The sequence below is a fragment of the Photorhabdus namnaonensis genome, from assembly GCF_001684335.1.
In the GTDB taxonomy this organism is placed as follows: Bacteria; Pseudomonadota; Gammaproteobacteria; order Enterobacterales; family Enterobacteriaceae; genus Photorhabdus; species Photorhabdus namnaonensis.
Window position 1 is genome coordinate 330,571 of record NZ_LOIC01000018.1, and the last position, 13,318, is coordinate 343,888.

The following is a 13,318-nucleotide window of genomic DNA, read 5'->3' on the forward strand; positions in this document are numbered from 1 at the left end:
TGATCAATCCTTATAACTGTATTGATAACATCCGCCATAATCATAATAGAGACCAGAATTCTTCTCTACCGCGTTTAGCAACACCCCTTTAATATGAATGCCATTTTGTCTAAACCGGCGAATAGCAATATTAACTTCTTTAACTCTTGTTTTATGATAACGAGCAATTAACAATGAAGTTCCTGCATATCTCCCAATAATCGCAGCATCAGTTACAGCCAAAATAGGAGGAGTATCTACCAAGACATAATCATAATGCTCTTCTGCCCAAGATAATAATTCTTTAAGCCTGTTATGCATAAGCAATTCCGACGGATTAGGCGGAATAACACCTCGATTAACAAAATCAAGCTCAGTAAGATAAGTTCTGGTGATGATCTCTTTTATCTGATGCTGACCAGCCAAATATTCAGACAACCCCAGAGATTGAGGACCTTCCAACACCTTATGTAAACGACCTCTCCTCATATCCGCATCGATTAAAAGCACGCGTTTATTACTTAATGCCAATACAGCAGCAAGGTTTACTGAAATAAAAGATTTTCCTAGTTCAGGCGCAGAACCTGAAAGAAGAATAATTTTATTTGCAGATTCCATCATTGAAAAATGCAAGGTTGTTCTAAGGCTACGTAATGCTTCAATAGCTAAATCTGTGGGATCTTGAATCGCTAATAACCGTAATTTATGGCGATGAGTTCGCTTTTTCTGTTGTTGTTCAAGTTTAATCTGGGTCCCAGATAGTGGAATAGTGGCATAAACGGAAACACCTATTTCTTCCAATTGTTCGGGGCTTTCGATTCCTTTACGAAACATGACTCGTATACAAACCAACCCAGCAGACAATATAAAGCCCAATACCATCATAGATGCAATAATCAGTGACTTCTTCGGTTTTACCGCTGAATTTTCTACAATAGCTTCATCAATAATACGTACATTACCCACCGTCCCTGCTTTCAAGATGTTCAACTCTTGCTGTTTATTGAGTAACTGCACATAAATTTCTTGACCAACTTGAACATCTCTGGTCAAACGTAAAATTTCCTGCTGTGTTTTAGGTAACCGTTTGATTGACTGATTCAGCTCCTTTTTGGTATCAACCAAAGTCTTACGTTTATCAAGCAACGCAATATAAGCAGGATGTTGTTTGGTATACAATTGCTGTAATTCAGCTTCTTTGAAAATCAACTCATTAATCTGTTTCTCAATTTGGACTAATGTTTCCAGAGCCGATTTTGCTTCAAGTGATAAATCGATAGATTCATTCGCTTGACGATATTGGTTAAGCAACTCCTCAGAACGATTGAGTTCAATTTTAACTTTAGGTAAATGATTTTTTAAGAAATTAAGACTACTTTCAGCCTCTTCCGTCTTTCTTGTCACATTTTGTTGCAAGTAATTTTTACCAATACTATCCAGTACTGACTTTATTCTTGCACGATCATCACCCTCCATTTCAAGCGAAATAATACCTGTACTATTACCTTTTTCTTTTACCCGCAAAGCTTGTTGCAACCCACGAATAACCCCCAATTGCCCCCGTTTAACCAACGTGAAACTTTGTCCCGGAGCAGCTGAAATATTTGAGATAAGCAAATTTATGCCATCAGTATCAAATACTTTGTTCACTTGTCCGCGGAAAATTTGATCATCAAACAGCAACCGATAATTTTCTGAATCGTCAACATATATTTTTATCCCTTTGTTCATATATTCGGGTGATATTGTAAAATGTTTAATAACAATATCTGGCTTTGGCATACCACGGAGACGGGCAATTCCCTTACCTATCACAGGAAAATAATCCGCTGTAACCTGAACATCCAAATTAAGATCCTTTACCGTCTTTCCCAATATCATTCGGGAAGTTAATAACTCCAATTCTGCCGATGTATCTGACGGTCTTCCTGAAAGCATATCCGCCATGTCGCCAATTAAAGGCAATACACTACTTCTCTTTTCAACCTGCAATAAAGCATTTGCCTTGTATATCGGAGTCGCAATCAAGGAATAACAAAGGCCAATAATGGTAAACAATAGAGTGATTCCACCAATCACCCAGCGATAATCGAATAAGGCACTAAGAAGACGGCCTAAATCAATTTCATCACTATCCGTATGAGTGTGACTTGATTTATCTGATGTAGTCATAAAAAGCCTATAATTACTTTATTGATAAGTAATGAAGAATAGAAAACCCAGAATTTGAAAATACTTATAAGTTATAATTTCCCAAGCCAACTATTAGCACTCTCAAATAATAACTGATACACATATTCATAAACCTCGATATCAGACTTATATGGATCGGGAATGGCCATTTTATTTAACCAATGGCCAAAAAGCATTGTTTTCCCCCTGACTCCTAGATTTATCCTATTTACAGCTTCAATATGTCTTTTTTCCATAACCAAAATCAAGCTTGACTGCTGGCATAATTCACTGGTTAGTTGACGTGCTGTATGCCCATCCAAGGACAATCCATACTTAGCCGCAACCCTACTTGAAAGCTCATTTGCAGGATTACCAGCCAAAGCAGATATCCCCGCAGAATAAATCTCTTTCTGAGGAAATATCTGCCGCAATAAACGCTCTCCTGTCGGAGATCGACAGATATTACCCACACAAACGACCAGAATAGAATTAAACATTAATTCGGCCACTTACGAATCCACTTAGTTGTTTCAGTCAGGCTATTAATGCTTGATATCGTTGGCACCAACTGATTAATAACCCGATTCCAGCGAACGACTGGCGCACTGGTAACATAGACAATATCGTAAGGTTGCAAATTAAACTCAGTTCCCAACACCAACGCCGTCGCATCTTTAGCATTGAGCTGATAGATATTGGCTATTTTTCCTTTATTATCAGTTACATTACGCAGTGAACGGATGACAAAAATGCCATTAGCATCACTTGATAATTGATCTATACCTTCAGCATTACCCAATGCTTCAGTCAAAGTCATTCCACTGCGATCCATACGCAGAGTAGTCTGTTTTTTGACCTCCCCCATAACAAACACTTTCAAATCATCATTACGAGGAATGTATAAAATATCGCCAGAATAGAGCAGACGATTTTGCTTTAGATCACCATTCTGCATTAAATCTTGAAGAGAAATAATCGTCTCTTTTCCCTTATGAGTCAAAATGATCCTCCTCCAGTCAGCATTTTCGGTTAAGCCGCCAGCATGGTTGATCGCATCAATAATGGTTAAAGGAACGTTAGTGATAGGTTGTTGAGCTGACCTGGCCACTTCACCTGTTACATAAGCTTTTTGTGAACGGAAAGCAGCAATATTAACATCCACTTGAGGTGATTCAATGTACTTAGATAACTTATCAGTAATCATTGTTCGCACCTGAGTGACCGTTTTCCCTTTTACATGAAGTTTACCAACATAGGGATAAAAAATCGTTCCATCAGAATGCACCCAGTTTCCCGTATCACTGGCACTACGGTATTGCCCGGCTGGTATCGTCAATTCAGGATGATCCCAAACAGTAACCATAATGACATCCCCCACACCAATACGGTATTCATACTGTTGTAACTCTTTATCTAATTCAGGATTAGGACGTGCAATAGCAGAATTCACTCGTAACTTTTCAATTAACTGTGGTGTTACTGGATAAACGTTTACCAAATTATTAATATCATAGTTACTATCATCATCATTGATTATTTCTTTATTATAAACAGTAAGGCCACTCCCAGGCATAACAGTACAACCACCTAATAGCGTAGAACAGGACAAAGCCAGAACTATAATTAATTCCTTAATATTCATCAGAAATTTATCCTTAAAAAATAATAAACAAAAAAGAATACAGAAAATAGTATTAATTATAATCTCCCTAACAAAACTAGATTATAATATAATAAAATATAATATAATATAAAAATTTTGCTTAAGGGCCACAAGACACTAGGCTACTGGTCGTATCACTTGGTAAAAACAACAGAAATCAACTTAATGGCTTTGAAAAATTCAGGCCATTAAATAATAGGTAGTAAATTTATTAATTATTTTATTATTTAATATATCTTATAAGATATTATTACAAACAGAAAGTAAGAGCGGCTCATCAAATAATAGTAAAGATATTTATCAGAATTTATCGGAACTGAATACATACTCTCGATAACATTGTGAAAAAACACAGACCTACTTACATCAAATCCGTGTTCATATAAGATACTTTAGTAATTAAGATGATATAAAATAAAAAAACAACCAACTAACCTATCAAAAAACTCCAATTATAAAACCATAAATTTTGCCATATTATAAATAATAGCTCGGTAGTATCGAATATTTTTAGATTGTTTTAATTTTGAAGCTCACCACTTTGTACTTTTCTCGTTTATCAACTACCATTACCGATTGTTTTATATAGCAATAGTAGAAGATCTGAGAATCGGGCATATTCCACAAAAACTTTATCAACTGGGATTACCATGAAAAAATCAACCATACTAAGAATCGCCAGACCAACTGACAACTTAACTCAAATTGCTGAAATGTACTGCCAAGGTTTAGGATTTATTATCCTGGAGCAATTCGAAGATCATGAAAATTTTGATGGTATTATTCTAGGGCATCCAAACCATCTCTGGCATCTCGAATTTACCCATCATCGTGGCACAACAGTAGGAAGATCCCCCACGCAGGACAATTTATTAGCCTTCTATATATCAGACCATTCAGAATGGTTAGAGCAGATATCATTAATGAAAAACGCTGGCTTTATTGCAGTCCCCTCTTACAACCCATATTGGGATATTGATGGTAAAACATTCGAAGATATTGATGGTTATCGGGTTGTGTTACAAAACACAGTATTCCCTGTTTGATTATTAATCGACCTTAAGCATACTTGCCCTAATAACCAATCCATACCTACGTTGTTTTATATTACGCAATAACATTATCAAAACTCAGCTATTGACACTGAGTTTTGATATATTCTTGCAAGTATTTCGTTTGCTGTTCGTTCTCAACAATCATTCTTCGGAGATCGAAATAATCTTGTTCAGCTGCTGGGTTAAGTCGTGGGGGGACTGCATGGCCCACGCTGCCGGAGGAACCGGCTTCGCCTTGATTACAGGTGGCCGCGATGCGCAACCGGCGATGACCAGCGGCAACATCGTTGCGAAGCACATCAATTTCAGATTTCGCATGAGCAAGCTCCTTTGTATGCTGATTATCCAGTTCAGACAGGAGCCTTATCCGCTCCTGCTGATTAACGATTTCATTCTGCTGCTCCAGCAACTCACTCTGTAGCTTAACTGTCGTATCAAGCTGTTTGGTATACTTACCGTAATAGTGGTAAGCCAGAAGCGAGACAAGCGCTAGTGCAATAACAGTATAACCATGAGAGTTAAACTTCATAATATCGCTCTACAAAAGTGAAAAAGCTTTATCAATGACCACATTGCTATAAGGCTGACTACCATTTTCCATGGTAATAACGGACTTAATAAGCTTTGTCATAAATTCTTTATTAAATACATCAACAACCTGATCACAAGTCACTTCAGTGTCTTTACATACATGGCTAATATAAGCATCAGTATTATTTTCATTATGGGGAGCCCATCGTGAAATGATACCTTTCACTGTTTTAAGGCCATGTTTCCGATTGTAATTATGCAGAATTTTAATCATTGCCCGAATACCATATTCAGGGCTGACAAACTGGCAGAAAGATTTATCGGTACGTTGTGATTCCGGTACCAAACCTTGCCAGTCATCACCCCAACGAATGTTGCCAGGGTTATTATTTCGAATACCTCTGCTCATAATTCACTCCTACTGTTTATTGCCTGTTTTGTTATTAACAACTTTTCTTAAGATCTGACCAAAATAGTCAGTTCCCAGATAACCAATAATCACACTGCCGATGTAAGCCAAGTCCGTGCTCATACCAAAAAACTTCAACACATCACGGATAAACCAGGCAATCATGGCACACATAATAGAATCCATAATTGTCGTCCAAAATTTACCGCCGTTATATCGACCTCTGAGATAAGCCATTGCGGCAGCCAGGGCCGCACCTATACCTTGTTCTTTGACTGACAGCAGCCATACCCATAGCTGCATCCAGATGTCAGGCTGTTTATCCATGTATTTCATCCTTTACTCCCATTCATATAATGGGAATCCATAGGCTGCCGTGTAGCCTTAAATTTCAGTTAATAGGAATACTGCGAAATCAGTAGAATAAGAAAAGGCCACACATAGCGCAGCCTTAAATTTTATAAGGTGATTACTTACATTTAGTATAATACCGAGCTCATCAACAAACTCTGGTTGTATGTCATTACGTATAAGGGAATAATAATAATTAATAGATACATAATTTATTAAGGCATTAACTATTCCAATTAAACAATACTCTTTCTGTTAGCTATTATTCTACAAGAATTCATATTCTATCTATTTTTTAATTTCCCAATAATCCATCCTTCAATCAAAAGCAAGGAATTATTACTTCGCCTTGAACTTGATACTTTCAAGTATCAACATGATCACCGTGCATTTAATTTCTGAAATGTCTTGTTATAGTGACCTTATTTCTGCTGATTCATTTAAAAACAAAATAAACGCTAAATCAAGGCCAAATCACTCATCTCCCTTCTAATATAAATAACTTTGCTCCTATCAAGTTGCTCAAATACCCTTATAATGTATGCTGATATTTTCGATCATTTAACCCAGAAAAATGAATGTTCGCAGGAAGATTTTTGTTACTCAAAAAAATAATCATATCGAAAATATTTTATATCCTCACCGTCAACTTAAATGTTGGATTACCCTTCCCAATAAATTGGGAAATAGCAAACTAATCAGGTGAAAACAATTAAAAAATATAACACCTAGCGTATTATAGCCACTATTCCATAAATCTCCTTAATACTAATATTATATTACAACGTATAATGAACCATAATTCATGATAATTATGTACACCTGGTAATAAATCTCTCAAAGCAATTTTTTCAATAAAACGTTTCGCAAGTAATTTTTTTAAGGCAGGATCTTGTATCCTTTTTCTATACAAAATAAAGAAACTGCCAACCTCTCGTATTGCATGACGACTCAGTGATCTTCTTAACGACTTTTCACCTCTAATCCCTTTTGAGATGTTAATAATTGAATCAACTACAGTAATATAACTATCAGCCCGATGATATAATTTTTTAATTTCGCTTGAGCGAGTTATCGATTCCAAATTATGTCGATAACAATATAATAACTCCTCACAAAAACCAATTCGATTCGCGATAAGTGACAAATTAATGGTCCATAGGATATCTTCATGAAGGGTATTTTTTCTAAAATTGAGTTGGTTATTTATAATCAGCTCTTTTTTGATAAGTTGTAACCAAACAAAGTGTGGCCATTCCCTACATTCAACACAATATTCTATCCACTCTTTACCCATTAATATCCTGCCATAAGGTTGTCTACATGTTATTCTTTTATTCTCCTGTGAGAATGGATCTTCCGTAAAACTGACTCCATTGCCAATTAACACATCTAATTTCTGTTCAACAGCTTGATCAAGCCACTTTCTTAATGTTTGCGGTTTCAACCAGTCGTCACTATCAACAAATAAAATCCACTCTCCTCTCGCATACTTTATGCCAGAATTTCTGGCTATTGAAACACCATGATTTTCTTGATTAAAGATCCGTATTCTATTATCTCTTTTTTTATACTCATTAATGACTTCTAAGCTATTATCCGTTGAGCCATCATTAATAATGATAACCTCAAAATTAATATTCTCTTGCGCAGATATTGAATCTAACAAACAGGCTATATAGTTTTCATTATTAAACATAGGGATAATGATAGTAATATCAAACTGAAACATCTATAGTCCTTTTAATGAGTTAGTTTTTTTGATAAAAACATCATTTTCATAGTAAAAATGTGCTTTTTACCCGTTGCGATTCACAGACCATACAATATTTTAAGCATCAGTTACAGATGGAATTAAAATTTTCATCAAAAAAGCAGATGATTAAGTGTGATAATGATGCAAGAAATATATCTGTAATTTACACATTACCGTCTCTTGTAAAGATAGAAATATCCATCCAAACCTATTGGAACAGTTTAAATAAATCGGTAAATGTAGCAGATAAAATCAACAGAATATTTTTGATTTACTAAGATTACTGTAATCTTATAAATACAATTAAATATTTTAAGGTAAAAAAACAAATGTAATCAAAAATAAGAAATAGAAGAAAACAATAGAGAAGAGCGAAAAACATTAATTATCTTTACTAGCCATAATAATATAACAGACGTAAAGATTATCATGACCTAATTAGAAAATAATATTAAAATAGATATTATCGTAGATACTACTCTTATTTAACCTATAATCAAATGGTATTTAAAAATTTAAAAGGCAATATTATTGCCTTATTTATTAATGAAGAAATATTTAAAACTCATAGACATTCTGGATAACACGCTAAAGGAGACAACTGCACTATAATCCTTTTTCCTGCAACAACTCGTTGTTGGCTTTTCGCCTGTACCGCTCGTTCCCCATCCCAACGTAAACGAGTCCTTAAGAATAGCTCACTATGAGAAAACGGTGGACTTAAACGCATAGAAAAAGTGAGGGGTAACATGTCCAAACGATAATACATCTCACCCACTGTCAACACTTTACCTTCAACCACAGTAAACAACGACATCTCAACGTCTGCCGTTTTAGGCAGAGAAACCGGCATAGTCACATCCCCCTCAATCAGATGTGATGCATTATGCTTGACTACTTCACTGACACAACCAGTAATCAGCAAGCACAACAAGACCAGCCCTATTTTGGTCACGGCAGGCTGATCCTACGTTGTGACAACGGGGTATGCTGCCCATCCAACAAACGCTGCAATGTTGTCTCATGTTCAAGCCCTACGACAAGACCTCTACTTAGCACCACAGAAAGTGGCTCATTAACATTTTGCGGTATATGTCCTAAAGTAACCCGACGGCCACAACAAAGACTATTATTTTCATGGGGCACGCTTGTTAAATGAATGGGTAAAGAATTTTCAATTTTCATACTCGCATTCCCAAAGATTCTCTCTGTTGAGAGTCAGCCGGAAGTTGAGCTTGCAATAACTCCTGCCAAAACTCAGCATGATCCAACATACTTGAAAGGCTTTCTTCAAAGAGAGCCAGATTTAGCCGACTAGCTGACATCTGCCGATAAAGCTGTACCATTAGCGTTGACTCATCAAAACCAAAATGAAGATCAAACTGATACCAATGACGATTAAAACTGGCTAATTGACGGAAAATCCCTTCTCCAACCGCAGTGATATCAGCAACATCTATCTGTAAAACAAACTGGTCTCGTTCAGGAATTAAGATCAAAGAGAGGTGAAGGTGCTCATCAAAACAGAGAGCGGACACACCTTCATGATTTAAAGCTAGGTGTGGCAAGCCGAATTTAACAGCAAATTCAGACAAAACTTGGTTGACGATGGCTATCACATCCATTATGGGTTACTCCTGCTAGAGAAGGCAATCAGACCAACTTGAACTACCGAATGGTCAAACAAACGGGTTACTCCCGCAGAAAAGGGGGCCAGTTTACTACCATCATCTTTTGTGCCTCTGTCACTCAAGGGCAATTCTTTTAATAAAAAGGTCACACCAATAAGAGCGCACCTCTCGGTACGCTCAGACTTATTATCCAGCACAGATCTTACTCTGACTGCATCACGCCACGTTAGTCGCCGCGCGCCATGCCTGGACATGACTCTGATAAAGCTGCTGTATCAATTGCAAAACCTCTCTCATAAAATTGTTATTCAATGAGATCTGATCTTCACTCTTCTGTTTTTCATGTTGAGAAATAGATGAATCCACTTCATGTTCCTTAGCTTTAGCTTGAGCCAGTCCCTGTTCTACCTGCACCGAATTATTGGACATACTCTCTAAAGATTTCATCACTGAACTTAAGAACTGCTGCTTGGTATTACGATTTTCAAAAACCAAGGTAAGAGATTTCAGAGCGCTCTTGTCAGCATCTTGTGCTACATTCCATACGTTACCAATTGCTGCCCGATCTGCATCACTACTCTTACCTGACTGTTGCAACTTAAGATCGATTAATTCGTTACGACCAGCAATATTACCTTCCAACGTCTTCTGCTGCTTAATTGACTGACCGTTTTTAACGGAAGAAAAACCACCTATCAGCCCCGAACCAATCGTCATTAAGCCTGAAACCACTGCCATAGCAATCATCAACTTAGCGCCATGTCGCATCTCATCCACTTGTGACTTCTGAGCATCAATGGACGCTTTATTCTCAGTGTCACGCTGCAAAATACCCAGTTCACGCATTCTCTTGGCAATCTCAAACAACAGCGACATCATATCCAGCGTGTTATTTAATTCTTGTCCGACATTTCCTAAGCGACTGGGATCGAAGCCCTGTTTCGGTACAATCAATTCAACCGTATCCGAGTGCCCTGTTTTTTCTAGCTGTCGAATAGCAGCTTCATGTGCTGTTGGTGTCGGCGTGGAGATTTTGTCAGCCACAATATCAACACTATTATTGACACTGCTCACCTGAGAACTGCTGACATTATTAACAATTTCCATCTTCTTACTCCCTAAATTTCCTGTGGTCGGCTGGCAAGGTTATTTATCATGTCGCCCCTGGCATTAAGCATCTGGAAAATCATTTCCATCACATGTTGGAAAGACTCTACCATTTGGGACAACTCCTCTTTGAGCCTGTCCATAACAGCCTGAAATGCGGTTAATTCGCTACGTGAAAGCTGTACATCAGCTTGTCGGTTAGCCGCTTTACTCTGGAAGGCCGAATTGGCAGTTTGAGCGGCGCCATTAGCAAGATTCACTGTCATGTCACTGACCTGCGTAGCCAATTTCACGCTCCGAGCCGTGGCATTTGCTACCGTACTAGCAGCTTTAGCAGAAAACTCCGCAGCCTTAGTTGCCATCTCAGCCGCTTTACCGCCAATCTTAGCTCCCATTTTGGCTATAATCCCAGCTGCCGAGCCACCAAAACTGACTCCCAGTGCCACCAAAGACACTATAATCTGAATCGCCATCATTGCTGGACCCAGCCATTTCATGGTTTCCTTGCTGATTAAACCCGCTTTAGCCGCTTCTTGTAGTCCCTGAGACACTGCTCCCACTACTCCTCCGGCAATTAGCATCGCACCTGCTATCGCACCAACACCGGTAGCAACCATAATTGCTCCGACCACAATTGAAGCAATCGCACTGATCCAACCAAAGATCTTGGAAAATAATCCAGATTTTTGCGCCTCTTTAGCAGAATTTTCAGCTTCTTTAATCTTCTGCTGGTTCTCATCCATTTTCTGCAAGCTTTCCTGACGCGCCCGCTGGATATCTTGGATCTTGAGCTTTGTTTGATTACGCTCGATCTCGCTGGTCAATTTGCCCAATTCAATCTCTATTGCCTCAGATGAGGACAATACTAGAGAAGACAACAGCGACGTTCCTGTCAGCTTCGTTGTCAGCGCCTTTATCAGCCCTGTTGCCTGCTTAGACTCTTGCATAATCGATTCGAGCTTAGCCATTTCTTCTCGCTCAAGGCGAGTATTACTCACAGCCAATGGCGCTGGCAGTGATACCCTTCGTGACTTAGCTACATCAGCCGACAAGTCACTTGCCTGGCTAGGCGTAACATGCTGCTCCCCTTTAAAAGGTGTAGCCACAGAGATATCATCAACCAAGGGACTCTTTTCCGGTTGAGAAACTCGGTAATCATTTGTTATCGGAATCATCTTTCTGAGTCCTTTTTATTGTGATGGCTTCTAACATCGCACTGGAACTGGCGGCCAAAGCGGCCTGTTCCGGCAAAGCCGCCGCAAGTTGTTGGGCTGAGTAGAAGCCACTCTCAGCCCCATCAAGTTCTCCTAATTGCAGGAGACATTCGGCAGCATGAAATGGAAAACGGGGCTCATTAATATCAAGCATCGCTCCATAGCTATAGCTTTGAACCGCCTGTTCCAGTTGCCCCATTGCCTGTCGGCACGCCCCCAATCCAAGGAAGAACCGGGAGTCATAGTGATCCAACATACACAAAGCCTGGAATATCTTATGTGCATCCTGCCATTTGCCTGACTGATACTGGTTGAACGCTAATGAGTAAAGTTGCTCCAACGTATCACTAGAAATATCTTTCAACATGGCAAAGGTGCCGCCATCATGAAGAAAAGATTCCAGCTCTTGTGCATATTGGTCAGAAATTGTTGATGTTTCTTGATGCTCCATAATCATTCCTTAAATTGCGCCGAGAATATTGCGCATGATGCTGTCATACTTTTGAATAAAACGGTTTAACGCCTCGATAGCCGCGTTATAACGGGAACTCGCCTCATTTAAACGCGTGGTTTTTTCCTGGACAGTATTGTTTAGCGGATTTACACGATCATTAACCGAAGTAGAAAAGTTGGCTAGGCGATTATTTTCTTTATCATATTCGTAAGAATTCTCCAGACCCGTCATAGCTCCACTTTGCTTATTAGGATTTTCTAAGAATGACTTAATAGAGATTTTTTCTCCTAATTTAGGGAACATCTTCTTTAACAGAGCATATTCAGCACTATCTTTAAAAATAGTTTCATTGCTAAAGCCATATCTCTTATAGTCCCGTAAATCAAAAGACGTATCACTAATATCAAGTTTCTGCTTATCTTTCTCTGCCGCTAGTTTCGCATTAATCTCCGATTGAATAACACTGTAAATCTTTAACTCTGCGGTCAATGCAGCCAATTCATCACGCAATTCAAGTCGTTTTTTATCATGACCCAACATAACAGAAACAAATACATCGATTACATCATCATCAAGACGATCCGGCGTTAAATTAAAATGAACCGCAGCTAGAAAATCCCTTAATGTCCAATCAGTTTTTAATGTAGGGCTATTCAAGAAGGACTTAAGATTCTCTATGCCATTCTTTATTTGGCTATCGAAATGACCATTTTCGACAATAGCGTTCGCTGGCAGAAAACAGGCAATCAGTTTTTTCAAGAGCCCTTTATCGTCCCTGCCACCCTGAGTAATAACCTGATCACTAAATACCTCTTTATCCCTATTCAGATCATACTTTGCTTCAATCTTGATCTTTTTATTAAGAATAAGTGCAACCAATCCATCAAGCTCCGAAGATCCAGAACCTTTTAATTGAGCTAACGAAACCTTTTCTAGATCTGCCAAGAAAAGCTGTGGGTCATTTTGATATGGCCTAATTTCCACCTTCAAACT

Annotated in this window: 16 protein-coding genes; 1 reads left to right on the forward strand and 15 read right to left on the reverse strand. The window is 38.3% G+C overall.

The genetic code is table 11. The features are described from left to right. Nucleotides 1–3: 3 nt before the first annotated feature. From Phpb_RS03735 to Phpb_RS03745, 3 genes are all read right to left on the reverse strand, one after another. Nucleotides 4–2,151 (reverse strand): polysaccharide biosynthesis tyrosine autokinase, encoded by a 2,148-nt coding sequence (locus Phpb_RS03735; protein WP_065389219.1) that lies wholly within the window; start codon nt 2,149–2,151, stop codon nt 4–6. A gap of 71 nt (nt 2,152–2,222) precedes the next feature. Next, on the reverse strand, nt 2,223–2,651 hold the full coding sequence (locus Phpb_RS03740) for an arsenate reductase/protein-tyrosine-phosphatase family protein (protein ID WP_036809197.1): 429 nt from the start codon (nt 2,649–2,651) through the stop codon (nt 2,223–2,225). Then, nucleotides 2,651–3,796: a polysaccharide export protein gene (locus Phpb_RS03745; protein WP_065389220.1), complete on the reverse strand. Its 1,146-nt coding sequence runs from the start codon at nt 3,794–3,796 to the stop codon at nt 2,651–2,653. Before Phpb_RS03745 ends, Phpb_RS03740 begins: the two co-directional genes overlap by 1 nt. A gap of 671 nt (nt 3,797–4,467) precedes the next feature. On the opposite strand from Phpb_RS03745, the gene Phpb_RS03750 reads away from it, so the two are divergent. Next, nucleotides 4,468–4,863 carry a VOC family protein gene (locus tag Phpb_RS03750; RefSeq protein WP_065389221.1) on the forward strand — a complete coding sequence of 132 codons (396 nt, stop codon included), beginning with the start codon at nt 4,468–4,470 and terminating at the stop codon, nt 4,861–4,863. Between the two features lie 88 nt (nt 4,864–4,951). Here the strand turns inward: Phpb_RS03750 and Phpb_RS24350 are convergent, their stop codons facing one another. The 12 genes from Phpb_RS24350 to Phpb_RS03805 all read right to left on the reverse strand — a co-directional run bounded on the left by Phpb_RS24350 (nt 4,952) and on the right by Phpb_RS03805 (nt 13,309). Next, nucleotides 4,952–5,401 carry a lysis protein gene (locus Phpb_RS24350; RefSeq protein WP_065389222.1) on the reverse strand — a complete coding sequence of 150 codons (450 nt, stop codon included), beginning with the start codon at nt 5,399–5,401 and terminating at the stop codon, nt 4,952–4,954. A 9-nt stretch (nt 5,402–5,410) separates the two neighbouring features. Further along, nucleotides 5,411–5,812, reverse strand: coding sequence for a structural protein (locus tag Phpb_RS03760; protein ID WP_065389223.1), 402 nt, complete (start codon nt 5,810–5,812; stop codon nt 5,411–5,413). A 9-nt stretch (nt 5,813–5,821) separates the two neighbouring features. Continuing rightward, entirely contained in the window at nt 5,822–6,148 is a 327-nt protein-coding gene (locus tag Phpb_RS03765; RefSeq protein ID WP_049582457.1) for a phage holin, lambda family, read from the reverse strand. 760 nt (nt 6,149–6,908) lie between these two features. After that, entirely contained in the window at nt 6,909–7,895 is a 987-nt protein-coding gene (locus Phpb_RS03770) for a glycosyltransferase (RefSeq protein ID WP_065389224.1), read from the reverse strand. A gap of 589 nt (nt 7,896–8,484) precedes the next feature. Then, entirely contained in the window at nt 8,485–8,874 is a 390-nt protein-coding gene (locus tag Phpb_RS03775; RefSeq protein ID WP_065389225.1) for a YscW family type III secretion system pilotin, read from the reverse strand. Further along, nucleotides 8,871–9,104, reverse strand: coding sequence for a T3SS regulon translocated regulator ExsE family protein (locus tag Phpb_RS03780; protein WP_036809092.1), 234 nt, complete (start codon nt 9,102–9,104; stop codon nt 8,871–8,873). The genes Phpb_RS03775 and Phpb_RS03780 overlap by 4 nt, the downstream gene beginning before the upstream one ends. Continuing rightward, nucleotides 9,101–9,544, reverse strand: coding sequence for a type III secretion system chaperone (locus Phpb_RS03785; RefSeq protein ID WP_065389226.1), 444 nt, complete (start codon nt 9,542–9,544; stop codon nt 9,101–9,103). Before Phpb_RS03785 ends, Phpb_RS03780 begins: the two co-directional genes overlap by 4 nt. Next, the gene (locus Phpb_RS26255) at nt 9,544–9,699 is read right to left on the reverse strand and encodes a hypothetical protein (RefSeq protein ID WP_205634730.1); all 156 of its coding nucleotides are present in this window, start codon (nt 9,697–9,699) and stop codon (nt 9,544–9,546) included. Before Phpb_RS26255 ends, Phpb_RS03785 begins: the two co-directional genes overlap by 1 nt. Nucleotides 9,700–9,766: 67 nt before the next feature. After that, nucleotides 9,767–10,657 (reverse strand): YopD family type III secretion system translocon subunit, encoded by an 891-nt coding sequence (locus Phpb_RS03790; RefSeq protein WP_065389227.1) that lies wholly within the window; start codon nt 10,655–10,657, stop codon nt 9,767–9,769. Between the two features lie 11 nt (nt 10,658–10,668). Then, nucleotides 10,669–11,832 (reverse strand): type III secretion system translocon subunit SseC family protein, encoded by a 1,164-nt coding sequence (sctE, locus tag Phpb_RS03795; protein WP_065389228.1) that lies wholly within the window; start codon nt 11,830–11,832, stop codon nt 10,669–10,671. Continuing rightward, on the reverse strand, nt 11,813–12,322 hold the full coding sequence (locus Phpb_RS03800; RefSeq protein ID WP_065389229.1) for a SycD/LcrH family type III secretion system chaperone: 510 nt from the start codon (nt 12,320–12,322) through the stop codon (nt 11,813–11,815). The genes sctE and Phpb_RS03800 overlap by 20 nt, the downstream gene beginning before the upstream one ends. Before the next feature lie 9 nt (nt 12,323–12,331). Continuing rightward, a complete protein-coding gene (locus Phpb_RS03805; RefSeq protein ID WP_065389230.1) occupies nt 12,332–13,309 on the reverse strand; it encodes a virulence-associated V antigen in 978 nt (325 codons plus the stop codon). Nucleotides 13,310–13,318: the final 9 nt, after the last annotated feature.

What these genes read in the sequence shown, in the direction of transcription:
- sctE (WP_065389228.1), bottom strand. Translation starts at nt 11,832, where the DNA reads ATGATTCCGATAACAAATGATTACCGAGTTTCTCAACCGGAAAAGAGT.
- Phpb_RS03740 (WP_036809197.1), bottom strand. Translation starts at nt 2,651, where the DNA reads ATGTTTAATTCTATTCTGGTCGTTTGTGTGGGTAATATCTGTCGATCT.
- Phpb_RS03790 (WP_065389227.1), bottom strand. Translation starts at nt 10,657, where the DNA reads ATGGAAATTGTTAATAATGTCAGCAGTTCTCAGGTGAGCAGTGTCAAT.
- Phpb_RS03735 (WP_065389219.1), bottom strand. Translation starts at nt 2,151, where the DNA reads ATGACTACATCAGATAAATCAAGTCACACTCATACGGATAGTGATGAA.
- Phpb_RS03760 (WP_065389223.1), bottom strand. Translation starts at nt 5,812, where the DNA reads ATGAGCAGAGGTATTCGAAATAATAACCCTGGCAACATTCGTTGGGGT.
- Phpb_RS03770 (WP_065389224.1), bottom strand. Translation starts at nt 7,895, where the DNA reads ATGTTTCAGTTTGATATTACTATCATTATCCCTATGTTTAATAATGAA.
- Phpb_RS03800 (WP_065389229.1), bottom strand. Translation starts at nt 12,322, where the DNA reads ATGGAGCATCAAGAAACATCAACAATTTCTGACCAATATGCACAAGAG.
- Phpb_RS03765 (WP_049582457.1), bottom strand. Translation starts at nt 6,148, where the DNA reads ATGAAATACATGGATAAACAGCCTGACATCTGGATGCAGCTATGGGTA.
- Phpb_RS03750 (WP_065389221.1), top strand. Translation starts at nt 4,468, where the DNA reads ATGAAAAAATCAACCATACTAAGAATCGCCAGACCAACTGACAACTTA.
- Phpb_RS24350 (WP_065389222.1), bottom strand. Translation starts at nt 5,401, where the DNA reads ATGAAGTTTAACTCTCATGGTTATACTGTTATTGCACTAGCGCTTGTC.
- Phpb_RS03745 (WP_065389220.1), bottom strand. Translation starts at nt 3,796, where the DNA reads ATGAATATTAAGGAATTAATTATAGTTCTGGCTTTGTCCTGTTCTACG.
- Phpb_RS03780 (WP_036809092.1), bottom strand. Translation starts at nt 9,104, where the DNA reads ATGAAAATTGAAAATTCTTTACCCATTCATTTAACAAGCGTGCCCCAT.
- Phpb_RS03785 (WP_065389226.1), bottom strand. Translation starts at nt 9,544, where the DNA reads ATGGATGTGATAGCCATCGTCAACCAAGTTTTGTCTGAATTTGCTGTT.